The sequence below is a fragment of the Hansschlegelia beijingensis genome (assembly GCF_014196425.1).
In the GTDB taxonomy this organism is placed as follows: domain Bacteria; phylum Pseudomonadota; class Alphaproteobacteria; order Rhizobiales; family Methylopilaceae; genus Methylopila; species Methylopila beijingensis.
The window spans coordinates 73,494-92,141 of sequence record NZ_JACIDR010000004.1; the positions used below are offsets into that span (position 1 = coordinate 73,494).

16 protein-coding genes are annotated in these 18,648 nt (G+C 71.5%); 9 read left to right on the plus strand and 7 right to left on the minus strand.

All coding sequences use genetic code 11. From position 1 onward, the window contains the following. Positions 1–101: 101 nt before the first annotated feature. Positions 102–533: an anthrone oxygenase family protein gene (locus tag GGR24_RS12810; RefSeq protein WP_183395771.1), complete on the minus strand. Its 432-nt coding sequence runs from the start codon at positions 531–533 to the stop codon at positions 102–104. Between the two features lie 343 nt (positions 534–876). Here GGR24_RS12810 and GGR24_RS12820 point away from each other — a divergent pair, with 343 nt between their 5' ends. Beyond that, positions 877–1,257, plus strand: coding sequence for a DUF2141 domain-containing protein (locus GGR24_RS12820; RefSeq protein WP_183395773.1), 381 nt, complete (start codon positions 877–879; stop codon positions 1,255–1,257). 12 nt (positions 1,258–1,269) lie between these two features. Here the strand turns inward: GGR24_RS12820 and GGR24_RS12825 are convergent, their stop codons facing one another. Both GGR24_RS12825 and GGR24_RS12830 read right to left on the minus strand, forming a co-directional pair. Beyond that, positions 1,270–2,508, minus strand: coding sequence for an ABC transporter permease (locus GGR24_RS12825; RefSeq protein WP_183395774.1), 1,239 nt, complete (start codon positions 2,506–2,508; stop codon positions 1,270–1,272). After that, on the minus strand, positions 2,505–3,449 hold the full coding sequence (locus GGR24_RS12830; RefSeq protein WP_183395775.1) for an ABC transporter ATP-binding protein: 945 nt from the start codon (positions 3,447–3,449) through the stop codon (positions 2,505–2,507). Before GGR24_RS12830 ends, GGR24_RS12825 begins: the two co-directional genes overlap by 4 nt. An 85-nt stretch (positions 3,450–3,534) precedes the next feature. On the opposite strand from GGR24_RS12830, the gene GGR24_RS12835 reads away from it, so the two are divergent. Then, on the plus strand, positions 3,535–4,008 hold the full coding sequence (locus GGR24_RS12835) for a DUF4126 family protein (protein WP_183395776.1): 474 nt from the start codon (positions 3,535–3,537) through the stop codon (positions 4,006–4,008). Between the two features lie 4 nt (positions 4,009–4,012). Here GGR24_RS12835 and GGR24_RS12840 read toward each other — a convergent pair whose 3' ends face one another. Then, positions 4,013–5,131, minus strand: a complete 1,119-nt coding sequence (locus GGR24_RS12840) for a glycosyltransferase family 2 protein (RefSeq protein ID WP_343066252.1) — start codon at positions 5,129–5,131, stop codon at positions 4,013–4,015. A gap of 225 nt (positions 5,132–5,356) precedes the next feature. On the opposite strand from GGR24_RS12840, the gene crtI reads away from it, so the two are divergent. The 7 genes from crtI to GGR24_RS12875 are packed head-to-tail and all read left to right on the plus strand — an operon-like array spanning position 5,357 to position 14,461. Beyond that, positions 5,357–6,934 (plus strand): phytoene desaturase family protein, encoded by a 1,578-nt coding sequence (gene crtI, locus GGR24_RS12845; RefSeq protein WP_246398413.1) that lies wholly within the window; start codon positions 5,357–5,359, stop codon positions 6,932–6,934. Continuing rightward, positions 6,931–8,454, plus strand: a complete 1,524-nt coding sequence (locus GGR24_RS12850) for a phytoene desaturase family protein (RefSeq protein WP_183395777.1) — start codon at positions 6,931–6,933, stop codon at positions 8,452–8,454. Before crtI ends, GGR24_RS12850 begins: the two co-directional genes overlap by 4 nt. Continuing rightward, a complete protein-coding gene (locus tag GGR24_RS12855; protein WP_210286187.1) occupies positions 8,454–9,290 on the plus strand; it encodes a lysophospholipid acyltransferase family protein in 837 nt (278 codons plus the stop codon). Before GGR24_RS12850 ends, GGR24_RS12855 begins: the two co-directional genes overlap by 1 nt. Positions 9,291–9,298: 8 nt before the next feature. After that, on the plus strand, positions 9,299–10,915 hold the full coding sequence (locus tag GGR24_RS12860) for a squalene/phytoene synthase family protein (RefSeq protein ID WP_183395778.1): 1,617 nt from the start codon (positions 9,299–9,301) through the stop codon (positions 10,913–10,915). After that, positions 10,912–12,171 (plus strand): hydroxysqualene dehydroxylase, encoded by a 1,260-nt coding sequence (locus tag GGR24_RS12865; protein ID WP_183395779.1) that lies wholly within the window; start codon positions 10,912–10,914, stop codon positions 12,169–12,171. The genes GGR24_RS12860 and GGR24_RS12865 overlap by 4 nt, the downstream gene beginning before the upstream one ends. Then, the gene (ispH, locus tag GGR24_RS12870) at positions 12,168–13,103 is read left to right on the plus strand and encodes a 4-hydroxy-3-methylbut-2-enyl diphosphate reductase (RefSeq protein WP_183395780.1); all 936 of its coding nucleotides are present in this window, start codon (positions 12,168–12,170) and stop codon (positions 13,101–13,103) included. Before GGR24_RS12865 ends, ispH begins: the two co-directional genes overlap by 4 nt. After that, positions 13,100–14,461: an aldehyde dehydrogenase family protein gene (locus GGR24_RS12875; RefSeq protein ID WP_183395781.1), complete on the plus strand. Its 1,362-nt coding sequence runs from the start codon at positions 13,100–13,102 to the stop codon at positions 14,459–14,461. The genes ispH and GGR24_RS12875 overlap by 4 nt, the downstream gene beginning before the upstream one ends. 9 nt (positions 14,462–14,470) lie before the next feature. Here the strand turns inward: GGR24_RS12875 and GGR24_RS12880 are convergent, their stop codons facing one another. The 3 genes from GGR24_RS12880 to GGR24_RS12890 all read right to left on the minus strand — a co-directional run bounded on the left by GGR24_RS12880 (position 14,471) and on the right by GGR24_RS12890 (position 18,378). After that, complete coding sequence (locus GGR24_RS12880; RefSeq protein ID WP_183395782.1) at positions 14,471–15,856, minus strand: FAD-dependent oxidoreductase; 1,386 nt, start codon at positions 15,854–15,856, stop codon at positions 14,471–14,473. An 11-nt stretch (positions 15,857–15,867) separates the two neighbouring features. Then, a complete protein-coding gene (locus GGR24_RS12885; RefSeq protein ID WP_183395783.1) occupies positions 15,868–16,176 on the minus strand; it encodes a ferredoxin family protein in 309 nt (102 codons plus the stop codon). Between the two features lie 66 nt (positions 16,177–16,242). Continuing rightward, positions 16,243–18,378, minus strand: coding sequence for a molybdopterin-containing oxidoreductase family protein (locus GGR24_RS12890; RefSeq protein WP_183395784.1), 2,136 nt, complete (start codon positions 18,376–18,378; stop codon positions 16,243–16,245). Positions 18,379–18,648 lie beyond the last annotated feature (270 nt).

The window sequence follows — 18,648 nt, forward strand, 5'->3', positions numbered from 1 at the left end:
CCAACCCGCACGTTGTTCAAGGTCAAACGCAGGCGCGGTTTCCCACAGTCGCGATCATCAGGAGGGAAGAAAATCGCCGGCGCCGGGCGGGAAGGGAGCCGTCAGACGCTCGCCGCCCACAAGAAGGCGACGGTCGCGAGCGCGCCGAGAGCGCTGCGGACGGCATGCAGGCCGCCCCACTTCACCACCAATCCCCTGATGTCGAGGTCAGCGGCGTTCGGGTCCGTCGCCATGAGGCGGTTGTTTGTCGGCATGACGCCCAGGAGCGTGTAGGGCCAGTTCGCGAGCAACAGAACGGCGCCCGCGAGCCAGGACCACTCGTTCGATTGCCACCACGCGATGACGCCGAGGACGAAGCCGGCGACCGCGAGCGGAGCCTGCATGGCAAGGCCGCGCTTGTATGAGGGCTTCCACTCCCTCAGCAGTGCGTGGTCATCGAGAAGCAGCCTCGCCGGCTGCTCCGCGACGTTGATGTAAACGGCGGCCCCGGTGAACAAGGCCGCGACGATCAGAGCGAGATGGCCAGCGAGCATGGCGGAGAGCTAGGCCTCCTTGGCCGAGTTGGATCTCACTAGATCTCCAACAGAGATCCCGGTCCAGCAGCCACGGGACGCGGGCGCAGATGTTCTGGCTGAAGCCCCGCCTGCCCTCGTCGCTCGCGCCCGGCAAGCGCCCCCGCACGACGCTCTCGGTCACCATGGTCCACCGGGACGGCGCGCCCTACGCCGCCTTCGGCATGGAGCCTCGTCTTCATGTACGCCATCGACGATCAGCGCCCGAGCCGAAGCCGCCGAGCGCGCGGCGCCCCGGAGGGCGTTCCTCTGCTATCCTGCCCGGATGCGAAATCCCCGATCCGTGCTCGTCGCCGCGCTCCTGATGGCGTCCGTCACCGCCGCGGCGGCCGCGGACGTGACCGTCTCCGTCGCCGGCGCGGCCGGCCGAGCGCCTGTGTTCGTGAGCCTGTGCTCCAAGTCGTTCGACGCCCGGAACTGCATGGCGGCGCAGCGCGCGCTGCCGGTCGACGGCGTCGCGGTCATGATGTTCCGCGACCTGCCCGAAGGCGTCTACGCGGCCGCGGCCTTCCAGGACGAGGACGGCGACGGGCGCCTGGCCAAGACGCCCGTCGGGCTGCCGCGCGAGCGGTTCGGCTTCTCCAACGGCGTCGGCAGGACGGCCCCGCCACGCTTCCACAAGGCCGCGTTCGCCGTGACGGGCGACATGACGGTCCGCGTCGAGCTCAACCCGCCGCCGAAATGACCGGGCCGCGCTTCATGCGGTCCGCCGCGCGACCGCGAGGGAGATCGCCAGACAGGCGGCGGCGAAGCCGATCAGAATTACCCAGGCGGCCAACAGCGCGTGTCCGGATCCTGCGCCCGACAAGGTGAGCGCGTAGGCCTCGACCGCCCAGCCGTTGGGGGTGAGACGGCCGATCTCCTGCAGCCACTCCGGCATCAGGTACCGGGGAACCATGCTGCCGCCGATCGCCGCGAGGATGAGCAGCGCAAAGGTCGCGACGGTCTGGGCCTGATGTCGGGAGCGGCACCCGACCACGAGCCCGAGGGCGAGCGCCGACAGGGAGGCCGACACGGCCACCGTGGTGACGAACCAGACCGGCAGGCGCGAAAACACGTCCACATGGTAGGCGAGGGCGGCCGTCAGGAAGACGAGCGCGGCCTGCACGACCCCGAGCGCGGTCAGGAACACGAACTTGCCGAGCAGCATCGACGCCAGCGCGTCCGCGGGGGTCGCGGCCATTCGCCCATGCAGCCCGCTCGCGCGCTCGTCGATGAAGCCCAGCGCGCCATGGGCCGCGGCCAGCATGAGGAACAGCGTCGCGATCGATCCCGCATAGTAGGCGACGGGCCCGGCTGAAGCCGACGCGGGCTCGATCTCGATCAGGTCGGCGAGGCTCGTCGCCGCTCCACGTTCGGCCTGGGCGCCGAGGCGCGTGGCGAACTCCTCCTTCAGCCACTCGTGCTGCTCGGAGGTGATGCCCCCGCCGCGTTCGATGCCGGCCAGCGCCTGCCCGATGGCGACGTCCGGCAGGCGTTCCGACAGCGCCCGTTGCACCTGCCCGGCCGCCAGCGCGGCGGCGCCGGCCCGCGCCTGCGAGCTGAGGATGACGATCGGCGCACGCGCTCCGGACGGACGGCCTTCGCTCTCCGCCGCCTCGGCGAGATCGGCGAGAAGCAGGACGCCCGCGTCGGCGACCCCCGCGCTCACCATCTCGCGGGCGCGCTCGGCGGCGTCGGCGCCGGCGAGCTGCGTGACCGCGAGCGCGCCGCTCTGCGGCAGCGCGGCCGCAAGCCGGAGCGTGGTCGGTGTCGCCGCCACGTCGGCGATGACGAGCCGCAGCCGGGCGCCGCCGCCGTCGGGACCGGAGAACACGGCCGCGAAGATGACGAAGATCAGCGGCGGCATGGCGAGAGCGGCGGCAAGCGCGCCCCGGTCCCGCCAGAAGCTCAGCGCGGTCGCGACGGCCACGGCGGCTGCGGCGCGCCAGCTCACGGGACCGATGCTCCCGCGTCGCGCGCCGCGACGGCGAGCAGGGCCGCGAGGCCCGCCCTGCGCATCCGCAGCTCGACCACGCCCTCGATGCGGGACAGCTGCTCCTCGAGCCGCATCGCGTCGTCGCGGCCCTGCGTGATGGCGCTCCACCGCCGGGCGTCCTCCTGTGCCCGAAGGCCCGCGTTCCGCAGGGCGAGCCGCAGCGCGTCGGGCGAACGCTCCGCCACGAAGGCGGTCACCTCGATCGCGTCCGCGCCGAAGGCCTGCGCGAGCAGATCGCGCGGGCGTCCCATGCGGAGGATGCGGCCTTCCGACATCAGCGCCACCCGGTCGGCGAGCGCCTCGGCTTCATCCATGTCATGGGTGGAGACCAGGACTGCGGCGCCGTCCGCGCGCGCCGAGCGGACGGCGCCATGGATGACGGCGCGCGACTCCGCGTCCACGCCGGCGCTTGGCTCGTCGAGGATCAGCAGGGCGGGGCGGCCCAGAAGCGCCGCCGCGACGTTCGCCCGTCGCTTCTCGCCGCCCGACAGCGACTCGACGCGCCGGCCCGCGATCGCTTCGGCGTCGGCGCGTCGCAGGGCGTCGTCGACCCCCGCCGAGCCGGGCCTCGCGTCGCCGGCTCCGAAGGCGGAGAAGGCGACGAGGTTCTCGCGCACCGTCAGCTTCGGATAGAGCGCCACCTCCTGCGGCGCGAAGCCGACGACGGCGCGCGCCGCCCGCTCACGCGCCGGGTCGCGCCCCCGCACCCGGACGCTGCCCGCCTGCGGACGGAGGCGGCCGCAGGCGAGGCCGATCGCGGTGCTCTTGCCCGCCCCGTTATGGCCGATCAGCGCGCAGACTTCCCCGGCCTCCACGACGAGCCCGATCCGGTCGACGCCGCGCCGCGAGCCATAGGCGTAGCTCACGCCGTCGAGGCGCAGCGGAAGTTGCTCGGTCATCGATCTTGCGCCGCTCGCATATGCCGGACCCTATACGCAGCCCGGTCCAGTTGGGACCCGCCACCCTGTCTCAGGATGCTTCCAGATGATCTACGCTGCGGTTTTGATCGGGCTTGCGGCGGGGCTGAGGACGATGACGGCGCCGGCGGCGGTGAGCTGGGCGGCCCATTCGGGCGCCATCGATCTTTCGGCGACGCCGCTGTTCTTTCTCGGACACCTCGCCTCGCCCCTGATCTTCACTGCGCTCGCGGCCGTCGAGCTCGTCGTCGACAAGCTTCCCTCGACGCCGAGCCGGCTCATTCCCTTCCAGCTTGGGTCGCGGATCGCAAGCGGCGGCTTCTGCGGCTGCGCCTTCGGGCTGGCGGCGAACGGAGCGGCGTCCGGCGGCCTGCTCGGGGCGGCGCTTGGCGCAGGCGCGGCGGTCGCGGGCGCGTTCGGCGGCGCGATGCTGCGCCGCAAGCTGGCGCACGCCCTTCGCCGGGACCTGCCGGCGGCGCTCATCGAGGACGTGCTTGCGGTCTCGATCGCGGCGCTCGCCGTGGCGGGGGCCGCGTCATGATCGATCAGTTCGACGTCTGGTAGTCACGCCCGCGCCAGGAGGCAGTGGCGCCGCGACGATGGCGGAGAAGCGCGCGCCACTGCAGGACCAGGGTCGCCGCGATGGACAGCGGGTGCAGGGCTACGTCCCAGAAGGGCTCGCGGCATCGCCACGCCTGCAGAAGGCGAGCGGCGATCGGCAGCGCGCAGGCCGCCGCGGCGGCCGGCGCGGAGACCCCCGCCTCCAGTGCGAAAGGCAGCAGCAGCCAGGGCATGATGTGCCCCCCGAACAGCAGAACGGTCCAGATCGGCAGACCGACGGGCGTCGCCATGCCCTCCGTCGCGTTCTTGGTGAAGCCCGCCCAGACCTCGGCTTTCGAACGGTACATCCGGCACGAGGCGAGCGGCGTTCCGTCGACTAGGTCGGTCATGAAGCCGGCCCGGCGGAAGGCCCGCGGCAGCTTCAGGCCGTCATGCATGGAGGTCCGGATGGACGCATGCCCGCCCGCCCGGAGGTAGGCGTCGCGCCGCGCCATCATCAGCTGTCCGCATCCGGCGCCGAGCGAGGGGGCCGTGAGCCGGCGCATGACCGAGACCGGCAGGTAACCGAGCAGCAGCGCGTTGATCATCGGGATCAGCAAGCGCTCCCAGACGGTTTCGACGATCTGGCGCGGCACGCCGCTGACGAGCGCGAAGCCTCCGCTCTCCAGCCTCCCGGCGAGCCGGGCCGCGGCCTCGGGGGACAGCCGGACGTCGGCGTCCACGAACAGCAGGAAAGGCGCGTCGGCGCGTTCGGCCAGCCGCTGGCAGGCGTGCTGCTTGCCGTTCCAGCCCGGCGGCAGGGCGGGCGGGGAGAACAGCTCCACCCGGGGGTCGCGCGCGGCGATCGCGCCGACGATCTCGGCCGTGCGGTCGGTCGACCCGTCGTCGGCCACGATCACGCGGATTTCGGCCGCGACGCTGCCAAGCGCTGCCTCCACGCAGGGCCCAATCGTCTCCTCCTCGTCGCGCGCCGGGATCAGGATGGCGACCGAGGGATGCGAGGCCGGCAGCGGCGGGGCCGAGAGAAGCCAGAGGTTCCACGCCGTCATGCCGGCCGGCAGCGCCGCGAGGGCCAGGCCGACGAAGATCAGGACCTCAAGCAAATCCGGCGGCTCCACCAGTCGAGCCGCCAACCTTCTTGCAACGCGCCGCCATTCTTCCTCACAATCGTGTCATCGCACCGTCCGAACGATCGGCGGCCGCGTTAGTGCCGTTGCCCCGGATCGAAATCCGACGGGCGGCGTTTGGGTGTCGCCTGAGCGCCCCCCGACATCGCTTCGGATGCTCAACGCGACGTCGGCTGGCGGCCGGCGCCCGGGACCTTCCGCATGGAGAAGCAAGATATGGTCGGCCGACAGCCTCCGGCGGGACGCCGCGTCGCGATCGTCGGAGCGGGGCCGGGAGGCCTTGCGGCCGCGATGCTGCTCGCGCGGGCCGGCCTTTCGGTCACCCTGCTGGAGCGGGCGGACGCGGTCGGCGGCCGCACCCGCGGCTTCACGACCTCGGAGGGCTTCCGGTTCGACTTCGGCCCGACCTTCTTCCTCTATCCGCGGGTGCTCGAGGACATCTTCGCGGCGTGCGGAGAGCGGCTCTCCGACCATGTCGAACTGAAGCGGCTCGATCCGCTCTACAACCTCGTCTTCGAAGGCGCGGGAGAGCTTCGCGCGAGTTCCGACGTGGCCCGGCTCAAGGCCGAGGTGGCCAGGTTCTCGCCCCGCGACGCGCAGAACGTCGAGCGCTTCCTGCAGGACAACCGGAACAAGCTGGCGGCCTTCCGGCCGGTGCTGGAGCAGTCCTTCTGCCGCCCGGCCGACTATGCGTCGCCCGCGATGCTGGCGGCGCTGCCCCATCTGCGGCCGCGGTTCAGCGTCGACCGCGACCTGCGCCGCTTCTTCTCGGACGCGCGGGTGCGGCTCGCCTTCTCGTTCCAGACCAAATACCTCGGCATGTCGCCGTTCCAGTGCCCGAGCCTGTTCACCATCCTGAGCTTCCTGGAATACGAGCACGGCGTCTTCCACCCGATCGGCGGGTGCGGCGCGATCTCGGAAGCCATGGCGAGTGTGGCGGAGAAGCTCGGCGTCGAGATCCGGCTGGGCGAGACGGTCGAGCGGGTCGTCTATCGCGACGGCGCCCCGGTCGGCGTGGAGACGAGCGGCGGCCTGCTTCCGGCGGATGCGGTGGTGATCAACGGCGACTTCGGCCACGCCGCGCGCCGTCTCCTGCCGGAGAGCGCCCGGCCTCGCTGGCCGGACGCCAAGATCGACAAGGCGCGGCTCTCCTGCTCGACCTTCATGCTCTATCTCGGTCTCGAGGGCGACACGTCGGCGCTCGAGCACCACACCATCCTGCTCGCCCGCGATCACGAGCGGAACGTGCGCGAGATCATGGGCGGCACGCTGTCCGACGAGCCGTCGATCTACATCCAGAACGCCTGCCGGACCGATCCGGGCCTCGCGCCGCCCGGCCATTCGGCGCTCTACGTGCTCGCGCCGGTGCCGAACCTGCGCTCCGGCGTCGACTGGAGCGAGGCGGCGGGCCGGTTCCGCGAGACCGTGCTGAGGCGGCTCGCCATGGTCGGCCTTCCGGACATCGAGAAGCGCATCCGCTTCGAGAGGATGATCACGCCGGACGAGTGGCGGGACGAGTTCGCCATCAACGAGGCCGCCACCTTCAACCTCTCGCACGATCTCGGACAGATGCTCTATCTTCGGCCGCACAACCGCCTGTCGAAGGGGCTCTATCTCGTCGGCGGCGGCACGCATCCGGGCAGCGGGCTGCCGGTGATCTATGAGGGGGCGCGTATCACCACCCGTCTGCTGCTCGAGGATCTGGGTCTCGTCGCCGCGGCCAAGGGGCTTGGATGGTTCCGCCCGCGCCGCGCGGCGGCTTCGGAGAACGTGGCATGAGCGGCAAATCGGTCGGGGTGATCGGGTCGGGACTGGGCGGCCTCGCTGCGGCCTGCGTGCTCGCGGCGCGGGGCCATCGGGTGACGGCGTTCGACAAGAACGGCTGGCTCGGCGGCAAGGCGGCGGTGCTGGAGGCCGACGGCTTCCGCTTCGACATGGGGCCGACCATCCTGACGGTGCCGCGGGTGCTCGAGCGCATCTTCGCGGAAGCGGGCCGGGACATGGCGGACTATCTCGACCTCCGCCGCCTCGATCCCCAGTGGCGCTGCTTCTTCGACGGAGGCGAGAGCATCGACCTTCTGGCCGACGTCGACGCGATGGCGGGCGCCATGGACCGCTTCGCGCCCGGGACTGGCGCTGGCGAGGGCTATCGCCGGTTCCAGAAGGTCGCCGCGGGGCTGCACGGGGTCTCGGAGCGCTTCTTCTTCTGGAAGCCGGTCGAGGACTTGTTCGACACGATCGACCTTCGGGCGAACTTCAGCCCGGCGACCATGCGGGACGTGCTGTCGCTGCGGATGGGCAGCTCGGTGGCCGGCACCATCCGCCGGCACGTGCGCGAGGATCGTCTGGCGCAGATGCTCGATCACTTCACGCAATATGTGGGCTCGTCGCCCTATGGGTCGCCGGCGGTGCTGTGCGCCATCGCCCACATGCAGGCGGCGGACGGCGTCTGGTACCCGATGGGCGGCACGCGGGCGGTGGTCGAGGCGCTCGTCCGGCTCGGGCGGGAGCTCGGCGTCACGTTCCGGCCGGGAACGGACGTCGCCGGCGTCGAGCTTCGCGACGGCGCAGTCGTCGGCGTCCGGACCGCATCGGGCGACATCCTGGCCTTCGACGCGGTCGTCTCCAACATGGACGCGATCCGCACCTATCGCGAGCTGGTCGGCGGACCGGCGGCGCGCGCCTATGAGAGCAAGGGCTTCGAGCCGGCCTGCTCGGGCGTGGTGCTCTATCTCGGCCTCAAGCAGCGCTACGAACATCTCGCGCATCACTGCTTCGTCTTCTCCCGCGACCCGGAGGAGGAGTTCGACGCGATCTACAAGCACGGCCGGCCCGCGCCCGACCCGACCTGCTACCTCGCCGCGCCCTCCTTCACGGAGCCGGGCGTCGCGCCGGAGGGCGGCGAGGCGCTCTATGTTCTGGTGCACGCCCCCTATCTCCGGCCCGGCCAGGACTGGAGCCGCATGCTGCCCGGCTACCGCCAGGTCATCCTCGACAAGCTGAAGCGCTCGGCAGGGCTGCACGACATCGAGGAGCGGATCACGTTCGAGCGCGCGCTGACGCCTCAGGACATCCACGACCGCTACAAGGTGCTGGACGGCGCGATCTACGGGCTTGCGAGCCACGGCAAGTTCATGGGCGCGTTCAAGCCCGGCAACCGCAGCCGCAAGGTGCCGGGCCTCTATCTCGCGGGCGGCGCGGCCCATCCGGGCCCTGGCATGCCGATGGTGATGATGTCCGGCTGGATCGCGGCCGACGTGCTCGACCGCGACGCCTCGGCGGCCGCTGGAGCGGCCTGATGACCCCGCGGCGCGCCCCGGCTCCGCGCTCCGCGAACGTCGTGGAGCGGTACTCGCCGTTTCAGGCGCGCTTCTTCGCGCTCTATTTCGAGCGCTACTTCCGCCGCCATATGAACGCGCTGCGGCTCACGGGCGCGACCCGCGTCCGAAATGGCGGAGCCGGCCCGCTGATCCTCTACGCCAACCACCCGGGCTGGTGGGACGCGGCCCTCTACCTGATCCTGGCGCGCCGGCTGTTTCCGGACCGGCGCCCTTTCGCTCCGATGGATCGCGAGATGCTGGAGAAGTACGCCTTCTTCGGCCGCATCGGGGCCTATGGGGTCGATCTCGAAAAGATGTCGGGCGCGGCCGATTTCTTCCGGCAAAGCGCCCTGATCCTCTCGCGTGACGACAGCCTGTTGTGGATCGCCGCGCAGGGTCGCTTCTCCGATCCGCGCGAGCGCCCGCTCGGGCTGAAGCCCGGCCTCGCCTGGCTGTGCGAGGCGGCGCCGGGTGCCGTCCTCGCGCCGGTCGCGTTCGAATACGCGTTCTGGACGGAGCGGAGCGCCGAAGCCTTCGCGGCGTTCGGCGAGCCTGTTCCGGCGGCGGAGCTGCTCGCGCTGGACCGTGAGGTGCGTCAGGAGGACCTGAGCCGCAGGCTCGCCGAGACCATGGACCAGCTCGCCCGCGACGTCGTCTCCCGTGATCCCGAGCGCTTCGAGACGGTGCTGACGGGCCGCGCCGGGGTTGGCGGCGTCTACGACGCCTGGAAGAGCGTCGCGGCCGTCGCGCGCGGGGGGCGCTGGGATCCCGCGCACCGCAAGGGCGCCCGGCCAGGCTTCGAGGGCGACCGTTGAGCGCCGCTTTGTCGAAAACGCCGGCGGACGAGAATTTTCCGGTGGCGTCCTTCCTGCTGCGGCCGCAGATGCGCGCGCCGACGCTCGCCTTCTACCGCTTCGTCCGGCGGGCGGACGATGTCGCGGACGATCCTGTCCTCGCGCCGCAGGAGAAGCTCTCTCGTCTCGCGGCTTTCGAGGGGGCGTTGCTGGCGGGCGATTCGGGGGATCCGGTCGCGAAGGCTCTCGCCGACGTGGACGGCCGGTTCGGCGTCGGCCGGGCGGAAGCGCTCGCCATGATCGAGGCGTTTCGGCAGGACGCAAGCCCTCGGCGCTACGAGACGCTCGACGACCTCAGGGCGTATTGCGCGAAAAGCGCGGCGCCGGCCGGTCGCTTCCTGCTCCGGCTGCACGGCGAGACCGAGTCCGCCTTCCCGGCCTCGGACGCGCTCTGCGCCGCGCTTCAGATCCTGAACCACATCCAGGACGCGGCCGACGACCGGCGGTCCCTCGACCGGGTGTACCTGCCGCAGAGCTGGCTCGCGGAAGCCGGCGGCGAGGCGGCGTTCTTCGACGCGGAGCGCGGCGCGGCCCGGCGCCCGGTGCTCGACGCTCTGCTCGACCGGGTCGACGAGATGATCTGCGACGCTGCGGCCCTTCCGGAGGCGATCCGCGACCGCCGGCTCGCCTTGCAGGCCTGCGCCACCATCGAGATGGCGTGGCGGCTGCGCTTCAAGCTCTCGCGCGAGGATCCGGTGCTTGGCCGTGTGGCTGTCGGCCGGCGCGACTTCATCGCTGCGTTGCCGGCGACTTTCGCGCGGGCGCGGCGCGCCGGCGCGGACGCCCGCGCGGTGCGCCGGGTCGTCAGCCGGTCCCGCTCGTCCTTCAGGCTCGGCATGTCGGTGCTCGAAGCCGACCGCAGGCGGGCGATCAACGCCGTCTACGCCTTCTGCCGCAGGGTCGACGACGTGGCGGACTGCTCCGCGCCGCGCGAGGAGAAGTCGCGCCTGCTGGCGGGCTGGCGATCCGAGCTCGACCGGCCGACCGGCGCCGTCGGCCGCGAGCTCGCCTGGGCGCGGGAGCGGTTCGACCTGCCGCCAGAGGAGCTTCTCGCGGTCCTCGACGGCATGGAGCAGGACGCAAGGGGCCGCGTCCGGATCGCGGACACGGAGGCGCTCGATCTCTACTGCCGCCGGGTGGCCGGCGCCGTCGGGGTGCTGGCCGTCTCGATCTTCGGCGCGACGTCGGCGCGCGACTTCGCGCTGACGCTCGGCCGCACGCTGCAGATCGTGAATGTCATGCGCGATGTCGGCGAGGACGCCCGCGCCGACCGCGTCTATGTCCCGCTCTCGTGGATCGAGGCCGATCCGGGCCTGCCGGCCCTCCAGCTCATCCGGTCGCCACGCTTCGAGGCGGCGTGGATCCGGCTCGCGGCCGAAGCCGAGCAGGGCTTTGCGGCCTCCGGCGAGATGCTCCGCCATCTCGACCGCCGCAGGCTGAAGCCGGCCATCCTGATGATGGAAGGCTATCGCTGCCTGTTCCGGCGCATGGCGCGCGAGGGCGGACCGAAGCTCGACGCCCCGCGGTCCGGACTGCGGTTCGGCGAGCGGCTGCGTCTGCTGTCGCGCGCCGCGACCCCGGCATGAGCGGCGCGGCGCACATTGTGGGCGGTGGCGTCGCGGGGCTGGCGGCGGCGTATGAGACCGCGGTCGCGGGCCGGCGGACGGTGGTCTACGAAGCTGCGCCGCAGCTCGGCGGCCGCTGTCGCACGGTGGTCGGCCCGGACGGCTTCAGCCACGACAACGGCACCCACGCTCTTCTCTCCTGTAACACGGCCGCGACCGGCTTTCTGAAGGCGATCGGCGCGCTCGGCGACTGGGTGGAGCCGGAGCCGGACGGCCTGCCGATGGTGGATGCGCGGACCGGGACGGCGCGCTGCGTCGGTCTCTCCCCGTTCAGCTGGCTCGACCCGAATCGGCGGCCGGCCGGCTTCGCGGCGGCGGATCTCGTCCGTCTGGCGGCCGCGGCGCTCCCCTTGCGCGATCGACCGGTCGCGGCGCGCTTCGCCGCAAGCGGTCTCGCCGGGACCTTCGTGGACCCGCTCGCTGTCGCGGTGCTGAACACGCGCTCCGAGATGGCCTCGTCGCGTCGCCTCGGTCATGTGCTGCGCCGGCTGGCGCGACCCGGCGCGGCGCGCCTCATGATTCCGCGCCGCGGCCTCGGCCCGGACATGATCGAGCCGGCGGAGCGCGCGCTCGGGCGTCATGGCGCGACGATCGCCTTCAACGCCCGGCTGCGGGCGCTCGCGGTCGCTGACGAGCGCGTCGTTCGGCTCGATTTCGGCTTCGGCTCCGTGGCGGTGGCGCCGGAGGACATGGTCATTCTTGCGCTCCCGCCGCACGAGGTCTCGCGGCTGATGCCGGAGCTTGCGACGCCCGCAGCCTTCGAAAGCATCGCCGGCGTCCACTTCGCCCTGCGGGGTCCCGCGGCCCCGCGGCTTGTCGGGATCACGGGCGGGCTCTCGCAATGGGTCGCCCTGCGGGAGGCCTGCGCCAGCGTGACGATCTCGGCGGCCTCCGACCTCGATCGCGCCGACCTCGCGGACCGCGTCTGGCCCGAGGTGCGCGCGGCGCGGCTGTGCGTCGGCCTCGACGCGTCGGAGGCGGCGCCTGACGCCCGCGTCCTGATCGAGCGGCGGGCGACGATCCGCCATGCGGTCGGTGACCCGATCGGGTTCCCGCGCACGCGCGTCGAAAATCTCGTCTTCGCCGGCGACTGGGGCGGCCCGCTGCCGGCGACCATCGAGGCGGCGGTGGCGTCGGGGCGCGCGGCCGGGCGACGTCGCATCCACGCCTCCCGGCGCTCGAAGCGGCCGTCCGCCCTGCGTGAGGCCGCGATTTGAGGCCGCTCACCGTCCTGCTCGCCGCGCCGCGCGGCTTCTGCGCCGGCGTGCGCCGCGCCGTCCAGGCCGTCGAGGACGCGCGCGCCGCCACCGATCGCCCGATTTATGTCCGGCACCAGATCATCCACAACCGCCGGGTGACCGACCGTCTCGAAACCGCTGGCGTGAGGTTCGTGGACGAGCTGGAGCAGATTCCGCCGGACGCGGTGACGGTGCTGAGCGCGCACGGCGTCGGCCGCGAGGTGGCCGGGCAGGCGGCCCGCCGCGCCGCGCCCGTGCTGGACGCGACCTGTCCGCTCGTGCGCCGCGTCCACCTCGAGGCGGCCCGCAGCGCGCAGGCCGGGCGCAAGATCGTCGTCATCGGCCATGAGGGGCATCCGGAGGTGACGGGCATTCTCGGCCATATCGACGGCGAGGCCGCCGTGGCGGCGAGCCCGGCGGAGGTCGAGGCGCTCGGCTTCGCGCCGGAGGACCCGGTCGCCTATGTGGTGCAGACGACTTTGTCCGTGGACGATGCGCGCGCCGTGATCGCGGCGCTTCACGCGCGCTACGCGGACGTCGCCGGGCCGGACGTGCGCACCATCTGCTACGCCACGCAGAACCGGCAGACGGCGCTGCGGCGGATCGCCGGGCGGGCGGACCGGCTGGTGGTGTGCGGGGCCCGCAACAGCTCCAACGCCAACCGGCTGCGCGAGGTCGGCGAGGCGGAAGGCCGACCGACGCTGCTGATCGAGGAGGCCGGCGAGCTTCCGCGCGCCTTCGTGGAGGAGGCCGAGGTTCTCGGCGTCACGGCGGCCGCCTCGACCCCGGAGGAACTGGTGCAGGAGCTTCTGGACCGTCTCGCTTCATGGAGAGCGATTTCGGTGTCGGAGGTCGGCGACCCCGAAGAGAACGTGCGCTTCGCGCCGGTCGATCTCGGCGCGCTGGCGTGACGGAGGAGGTCGCGACCGCCTATGCGGCGCTGCGCGCCGCCGACCGGCGCGAGGGCGGGCTGCCGCTTTCGATCCGCAAGCAGCGGCTCGCCGCCCTGCAGGACGCGCTTGTCGCGCGCCGGGACGAGATCGCCGAGGCCGTCGACCGCGATTTCGGCCGCCGGTCGCGCGAGGAGACGCTGATCGCCGAGGTGATCGTGACGCTTAACGCGATCCGGCACGCGCGGCGCCGGCTTCGCGGCTGGGCGCGGCCGCGACGGGTCGCGGTCGACGCGCCGTTCTGGCCGAGCCGCGCCTGGGTCACGCCGCAGCCGCTCGGCGTGGTGGGCGTGATCGCGCCGTGGAACTACCCCGTGCAGCTGTGCCTGCTGCCCCTCGTGGGCGCGCTTTCCGCCGGCAACCGCATCCTGCTCAAGCCTTCCGAGCGGACGCCGCGGACCTCGGCGCTGCTGGCGGCGCTGATCGCAGAGGCGCTCGGCGACGAGGTCGCGCGCGTCGTGCAGGGCGACGCGCGGGTCGCGGAGGCGATCGCGCGCCTGCCGCTCGACCATCTCCTGTTCACCGGCTCGACGGCTGCGGGCCGCGCCGTGATGGCCGCCGCCGCCGAAAACCTCACGCCGGTGACGCTGGAGCTAGGCGGCAAATGCCCCGTGCTGATCACGCCGGACTCCGACCTCGACGAGGCGGCGCGCCTGATCGTGACCGGGAAGGGGCTGAACGCCGGCCAGACCTGCCTTGCGCCCGACACGGTGCTGCTGGCGGGCGTCGCCCCCGAGCCCTTCAAGGCGGCGCTGCGCGACGCGGCCCGCCTGATCTTCCCGGAGGGGCTCCCGACCGCCATCATCTCGGCGGATCACCGCGCGCGGCTCGAACGTCTGGGCGAGGGGGAGCGGGTCGAGGAGCTCGGGCCCCAGGCCGCTCCCGAAGGGCTTGCGGTCATCGAGCCGGCCGCCGGCTCGCCCGCCGCGACCGAGGAGCTGTTCGGGCCGCTGCTCGCGATCGAAGCCCATCCGGACCTCGATGCGGCGCTCGCTGCGCTGCGCGCCCGGCCGGCCCCGCTCGCGGTCTACGCCATGACCCGGGACCGCGGCGTCGAACAGAAAATCCTCGAGGGCACGCGCTCCGGCGCGGTGGTGGTCAACGGCGCGGTCGCCCACGCGGCGATCGAGTCGCTGCCGTTCGGCGGCGTCGGCCAGTCCGGGATGGGCCGCTACCACGGGCGGGCCGGCTTCGAGACGTTCTCGAACATGCGCGGGCATGTCCGGCACGCACGCTGGACGGTGGCGCGGCTGCTCGATCCGCCATACGACGCCCGACACGCCCGGATGCTGCGGGCGATGTTCCGCTGGATGCGCTGACCCGGCCGCTCACGCGCAGCAGCGGATGTCGGGCGCCTCCGGATCCCGGCGTGCGGCGGCCAGCATCTCCGCGATCGAGGTCAGCTTCTCGCGGGGCTTGCCGGCCGCCGAGCCGGCGCGGCGCTCGGCGTCGTCGATCAGCTTCCAGGCTCCGAAATCGACAGGGCGCGCGCCGCGTCTCTCCAGCAGGCCGCGCAGCCCGGCGCGGCCGCGTTTGCCCGGCGCCGCGCCGTGAAGGTCGGAAAGAAGCGTCTCGACGGTCTCCAGGCTGCAGGCCCGGTTCACGCCGATCACCCCGGACGGCCCCCGCTTGATCCAGCCGACGACATAGAGACCGGGCGCGGGGCCCCCCTGATCCATCACGCGCCCGCGGAGGTGGGGTATCGTGCCGGACCTCGCGTCGAACGGGACGCCCTCGATCGCAACGCCGGTGTAGCCCACGCTCCGGAACACCAGGCCCGCCTCGATCGCGGCTGTTTCGCCACAGGGCGTCGCGACCTGGGCGAAGGGCTCTCCGGAAAGCCGGCAACGGTCGAACAGCACCCGCTCCACGCGTCCCGCGCCCTCGATGGCCTTCGGGCTGAGGTTGAACCGCAGGTGGATCGCCTTGCGCCGCTCGCGCGGCCGGCCTTCCAGCGTCCTGAGGATCTTCAGGCTCTGCGCGGCCGTGACGCCCCGGGCGTCGGCGATCTCGGCCGCGCAGGCCGGCCCGATCGCGAGGTCCGCTGGGTCGAGAACCACGTCGGCCTCGGAAAGCGTTCCGAGTTCACGGATCTCCTTCGCGGTCCACTTCGCCTGGGCGGGCCCGCGCCTGCCGACGAGGTGCACGTCCCGCACCCGGCTCTCGGCGAGCGCTTCGAGCGCGTGGGAGCAGATGTCGGTCTGGCGGAGCTCGTCCACGGACTTGGAGAGGATCCGGCAGACGTCGATCGCCACATTGCCGTGGCCGAGCACGACCGCGGTCTCGCAGGACAGATCGAACGATCGGTCGCGATAGTCCGGATGGCCGTTGTACCAGGCCACGAACTCGGTCGCCGAACAGCTTCCGGGCAGATCCTCGCCGGGCGCGCCGAGCTTGCGGTCGGCGGACGATCCGCTGGCGACCACGACGGCGTCGTAGAGCTCGCGCAGCTCGTCGACCGACACGTCCCGGCCGAGTGCCACATTGCCGAAGAAGGCGAAGCGCTCGTGGCCCGCGATCTCGGTGAAGTTCTGGCAGACCTGCTTCAGTTTCGGGTGGTCGGGGGCGACCCCGAACCTCACCAGCCCGAACGGCGTCGGCAGGCGCTCGACGACGTCGACTTCCGCGCCCGCCGCGAGCAGCGCCTCGGCGGCGTAGAAGCCGCTCGGCCCGCTGCCGACGACGACGACCTTGAGCGGCCCCGGCGGGTTCACCTGCCGCGTCCTCAGTTCAGGCCGAGCTCGCTTCGCCGGGCTTCCGCCGAAGGAAGCGGCGGCTGCTTCGAACGGATGACCGGGAGCGCGCTCGCCCGCGTCGCGTTGATCTCGATCCACTCCTCCTCGTCGCCGGAGAGGTCGAACTCCTCCTTGATCGCGCCGACGGGGCAGGCGGGGATGCACGCGCTGCAATCCACGCAGACCTCCGGATCGATGTAGAGCCGCTCTTCGTCGCCGTGGAAGCAGGCGACCGGGCAGACGGTGACGCAGTCGGTGAAGCGGCAGGCCTGGCAGTTGGCGGTGACGACGTGGGTCATGCTGGCGTCCTGGGCATTTCCATCAAGGTCGGCCGCGGCGCGTCGTGGCGCGCCGCGGCCTCCGGCTCACGCGGCGACGTGTTCGACCTCGACGAGGTTGTCCGAGTAGCTCCCGGCCATGCCCATGCCGCAGTGGGCGTCGGAGCTGATCGAGTTCACGGCCGTGCCCGACTTGGTGAAGCTCGGCCAATGGCCGAGGTTCGCCATCACAAGGCCCGGCATCAGCGCGTCGACGATCTCGGCGCGGCCGTCGAAATGCCCGCGCTCGTTGAACACGCGGACCGTCGATCCGGTGACGATCTGGCGGGCCGCAGCGTCGGCGGGATGCATGAACACGGTCTGCTCCCCCTGGCGCTTCTGCTTGGGCGCCTCGTTCGCGTATTGCGAATTGAGGAAGGCGTGCGCCTTCGGCGAGACGATCGAGAGCGGGAAGCGCCTGGCGAGCTCGGGGTTGGTCTCGCGCGACTCGTAGGGCGGCACGTAATCCGGCAGCGGGTCGATCGGGTCGCCGGGCTGCATGCCCTCGTACATCGACCGCCAGACGGGCACGACGAAGTTCTCGGTGACGCTCGACTTGAACTCGCACTTGCCGGACGGAGTCTTGAAGTTGCCTTCGGCGTGCGGCTTGCGCTCATGCGGCAGCCCGACATTGATGCGCGCCCAGCCCGTCTCCTTCAGCGTCTCGAGCGTGATGCCCGCAAGCGCAGGCGAATCCCAGTCGTAGAAGTCCTGGAGCATCTCCCAGTCGGAGCGGTCCCAGTAATCGTCGTTGAAGCCCATGGTCTTGGCCAGGCGGCGGAACATCTCGACGTTCGGCACGCAGTCCGGCGGCGGCGCGATCGCCGGCTGGTTGAGGCTGATGTAGAGGTGGCCCCAGGTCACCATGATGTCGAGCTGCTCGGCCTGCATGGCGGCCGGAAGGATGATGTCGGCGTATTTCGCCGTATCTGTGATGAAGAGCTCGCTGACGACCGTGAACAGGTCCTCGCGCTCGAGACCTTTCGCGATCTTGGCCTGCGCGGGCGCCTGGCTCATCGGGTTGGAGTTGTAGACGAACAGCGACTTGATCGGCGGGTCGAGCTGCAGTTCGCCCGTCAATGCGGCCCCGAGGTCGAGCTCGTTGACCACGCGGGTGCCCGGGCGGATCCAGTCCGGCCGGCAGATCAAGTCGAAGTTCGTCGGGAACTCCCAGATCGGCATCTCCATGGCGCCGCCGCCGACATGCCGCCACGCGCCGATCAGCGCCGGCAGGCAGGTGATGGCGCGGATCGCCTGTCCGCCGCCGCGGCTGCGCTCGATCGCGACGCCCTCGCGGATCGCGGCCGGCGGCGTGGTCGCGTATTCGCGCGCGAGCCTGACGATGTCCTCGGCCGGGATGCCCGTGATCCGGGAGACGCGCTCCGGCGGGAACAGCGCCGCGCGCTCCTTCAGCTCCTCGTAGCCGAGCGTGTATTTCTCGACATAGTCGTGGTCGACGAGGTCCTCGGCGATGATGACGTTCATCATGCCGAGCGCGAGCGCGCCGTCGGTGCCCGGATTTATCTGGATGTGCCAGTCGGCGGCCTTCGCGGTGCGGGTCCGGACGGGGTCGATGACGACGACCTTCGCCCCGGCTTCCTGCGCCTTCACGATGAACGGCCAGCCGTGGATGTTCGTGCTGGTCATGTTCATGCCCCACACGATGATGTACTTCGCGTGGACGAAGCTTTCGATGTCCAGTCCGCCGGACGGCCCGACAGTCATGACCCAGGCGGTGGACGAACCGCTCTCGCAGTAGGTCTTCTCCGCGACAGTCGATCCGAGGCGGTTGAAGAACGCGTCGCCCGCGGTGAGCCCGTTCAGCGTTCCCTGATGGCCGAGATAGGCGTGAGGCATGATCGCCTGCGCGCCGTATTCGGCGATGATCCCGTTCCACTTGTCCCGGATCGTGGTCAGCGCCTCGTCCCAGGTGATCGGCGCGAACTGGCGCGATCCCTTCGGTCCGACGCGCTTCAGCGGCGTCAGGATCCGCTCGGGATTGTAATGATGGCCGGCGAAGTCCTTGAGCTTCACGCAGAGGCGCCCCTGCGTCATCGGATGGTTCTTGTCGCCGGTCACCTCGACCAGCTTGCCGCCCTTCACGTGGTACTCGAACGCGCAAGTGTCCGGGCAGTCGTGCGGGCAGGCGCCGCGCACGATCATGGTGTCGATCTCAGCGTTCATGGCTGGCTCCGTCCTTCCAAGACGTTGCGACTGTCTGGAACGATACCAAGGAGCCGGTCCCGGTAAATCGTACGGGCGTCCTAGAGCGCTCGAATGGTGTGCAGATTAGTACGCTGCCTAGCAAAAATGCTGGGCGCCCAACTGGCCCCCTGCGCTGCAGCGCGTTTGCGCGCGCACGATCGGATTTTCCTTGGCCCCCATAGGGTTCGATGAAGCGGCGGCGCACCCTCTGGTCAAAGTTCTTGTACGGTCGTACTGGGAATGGCGCGG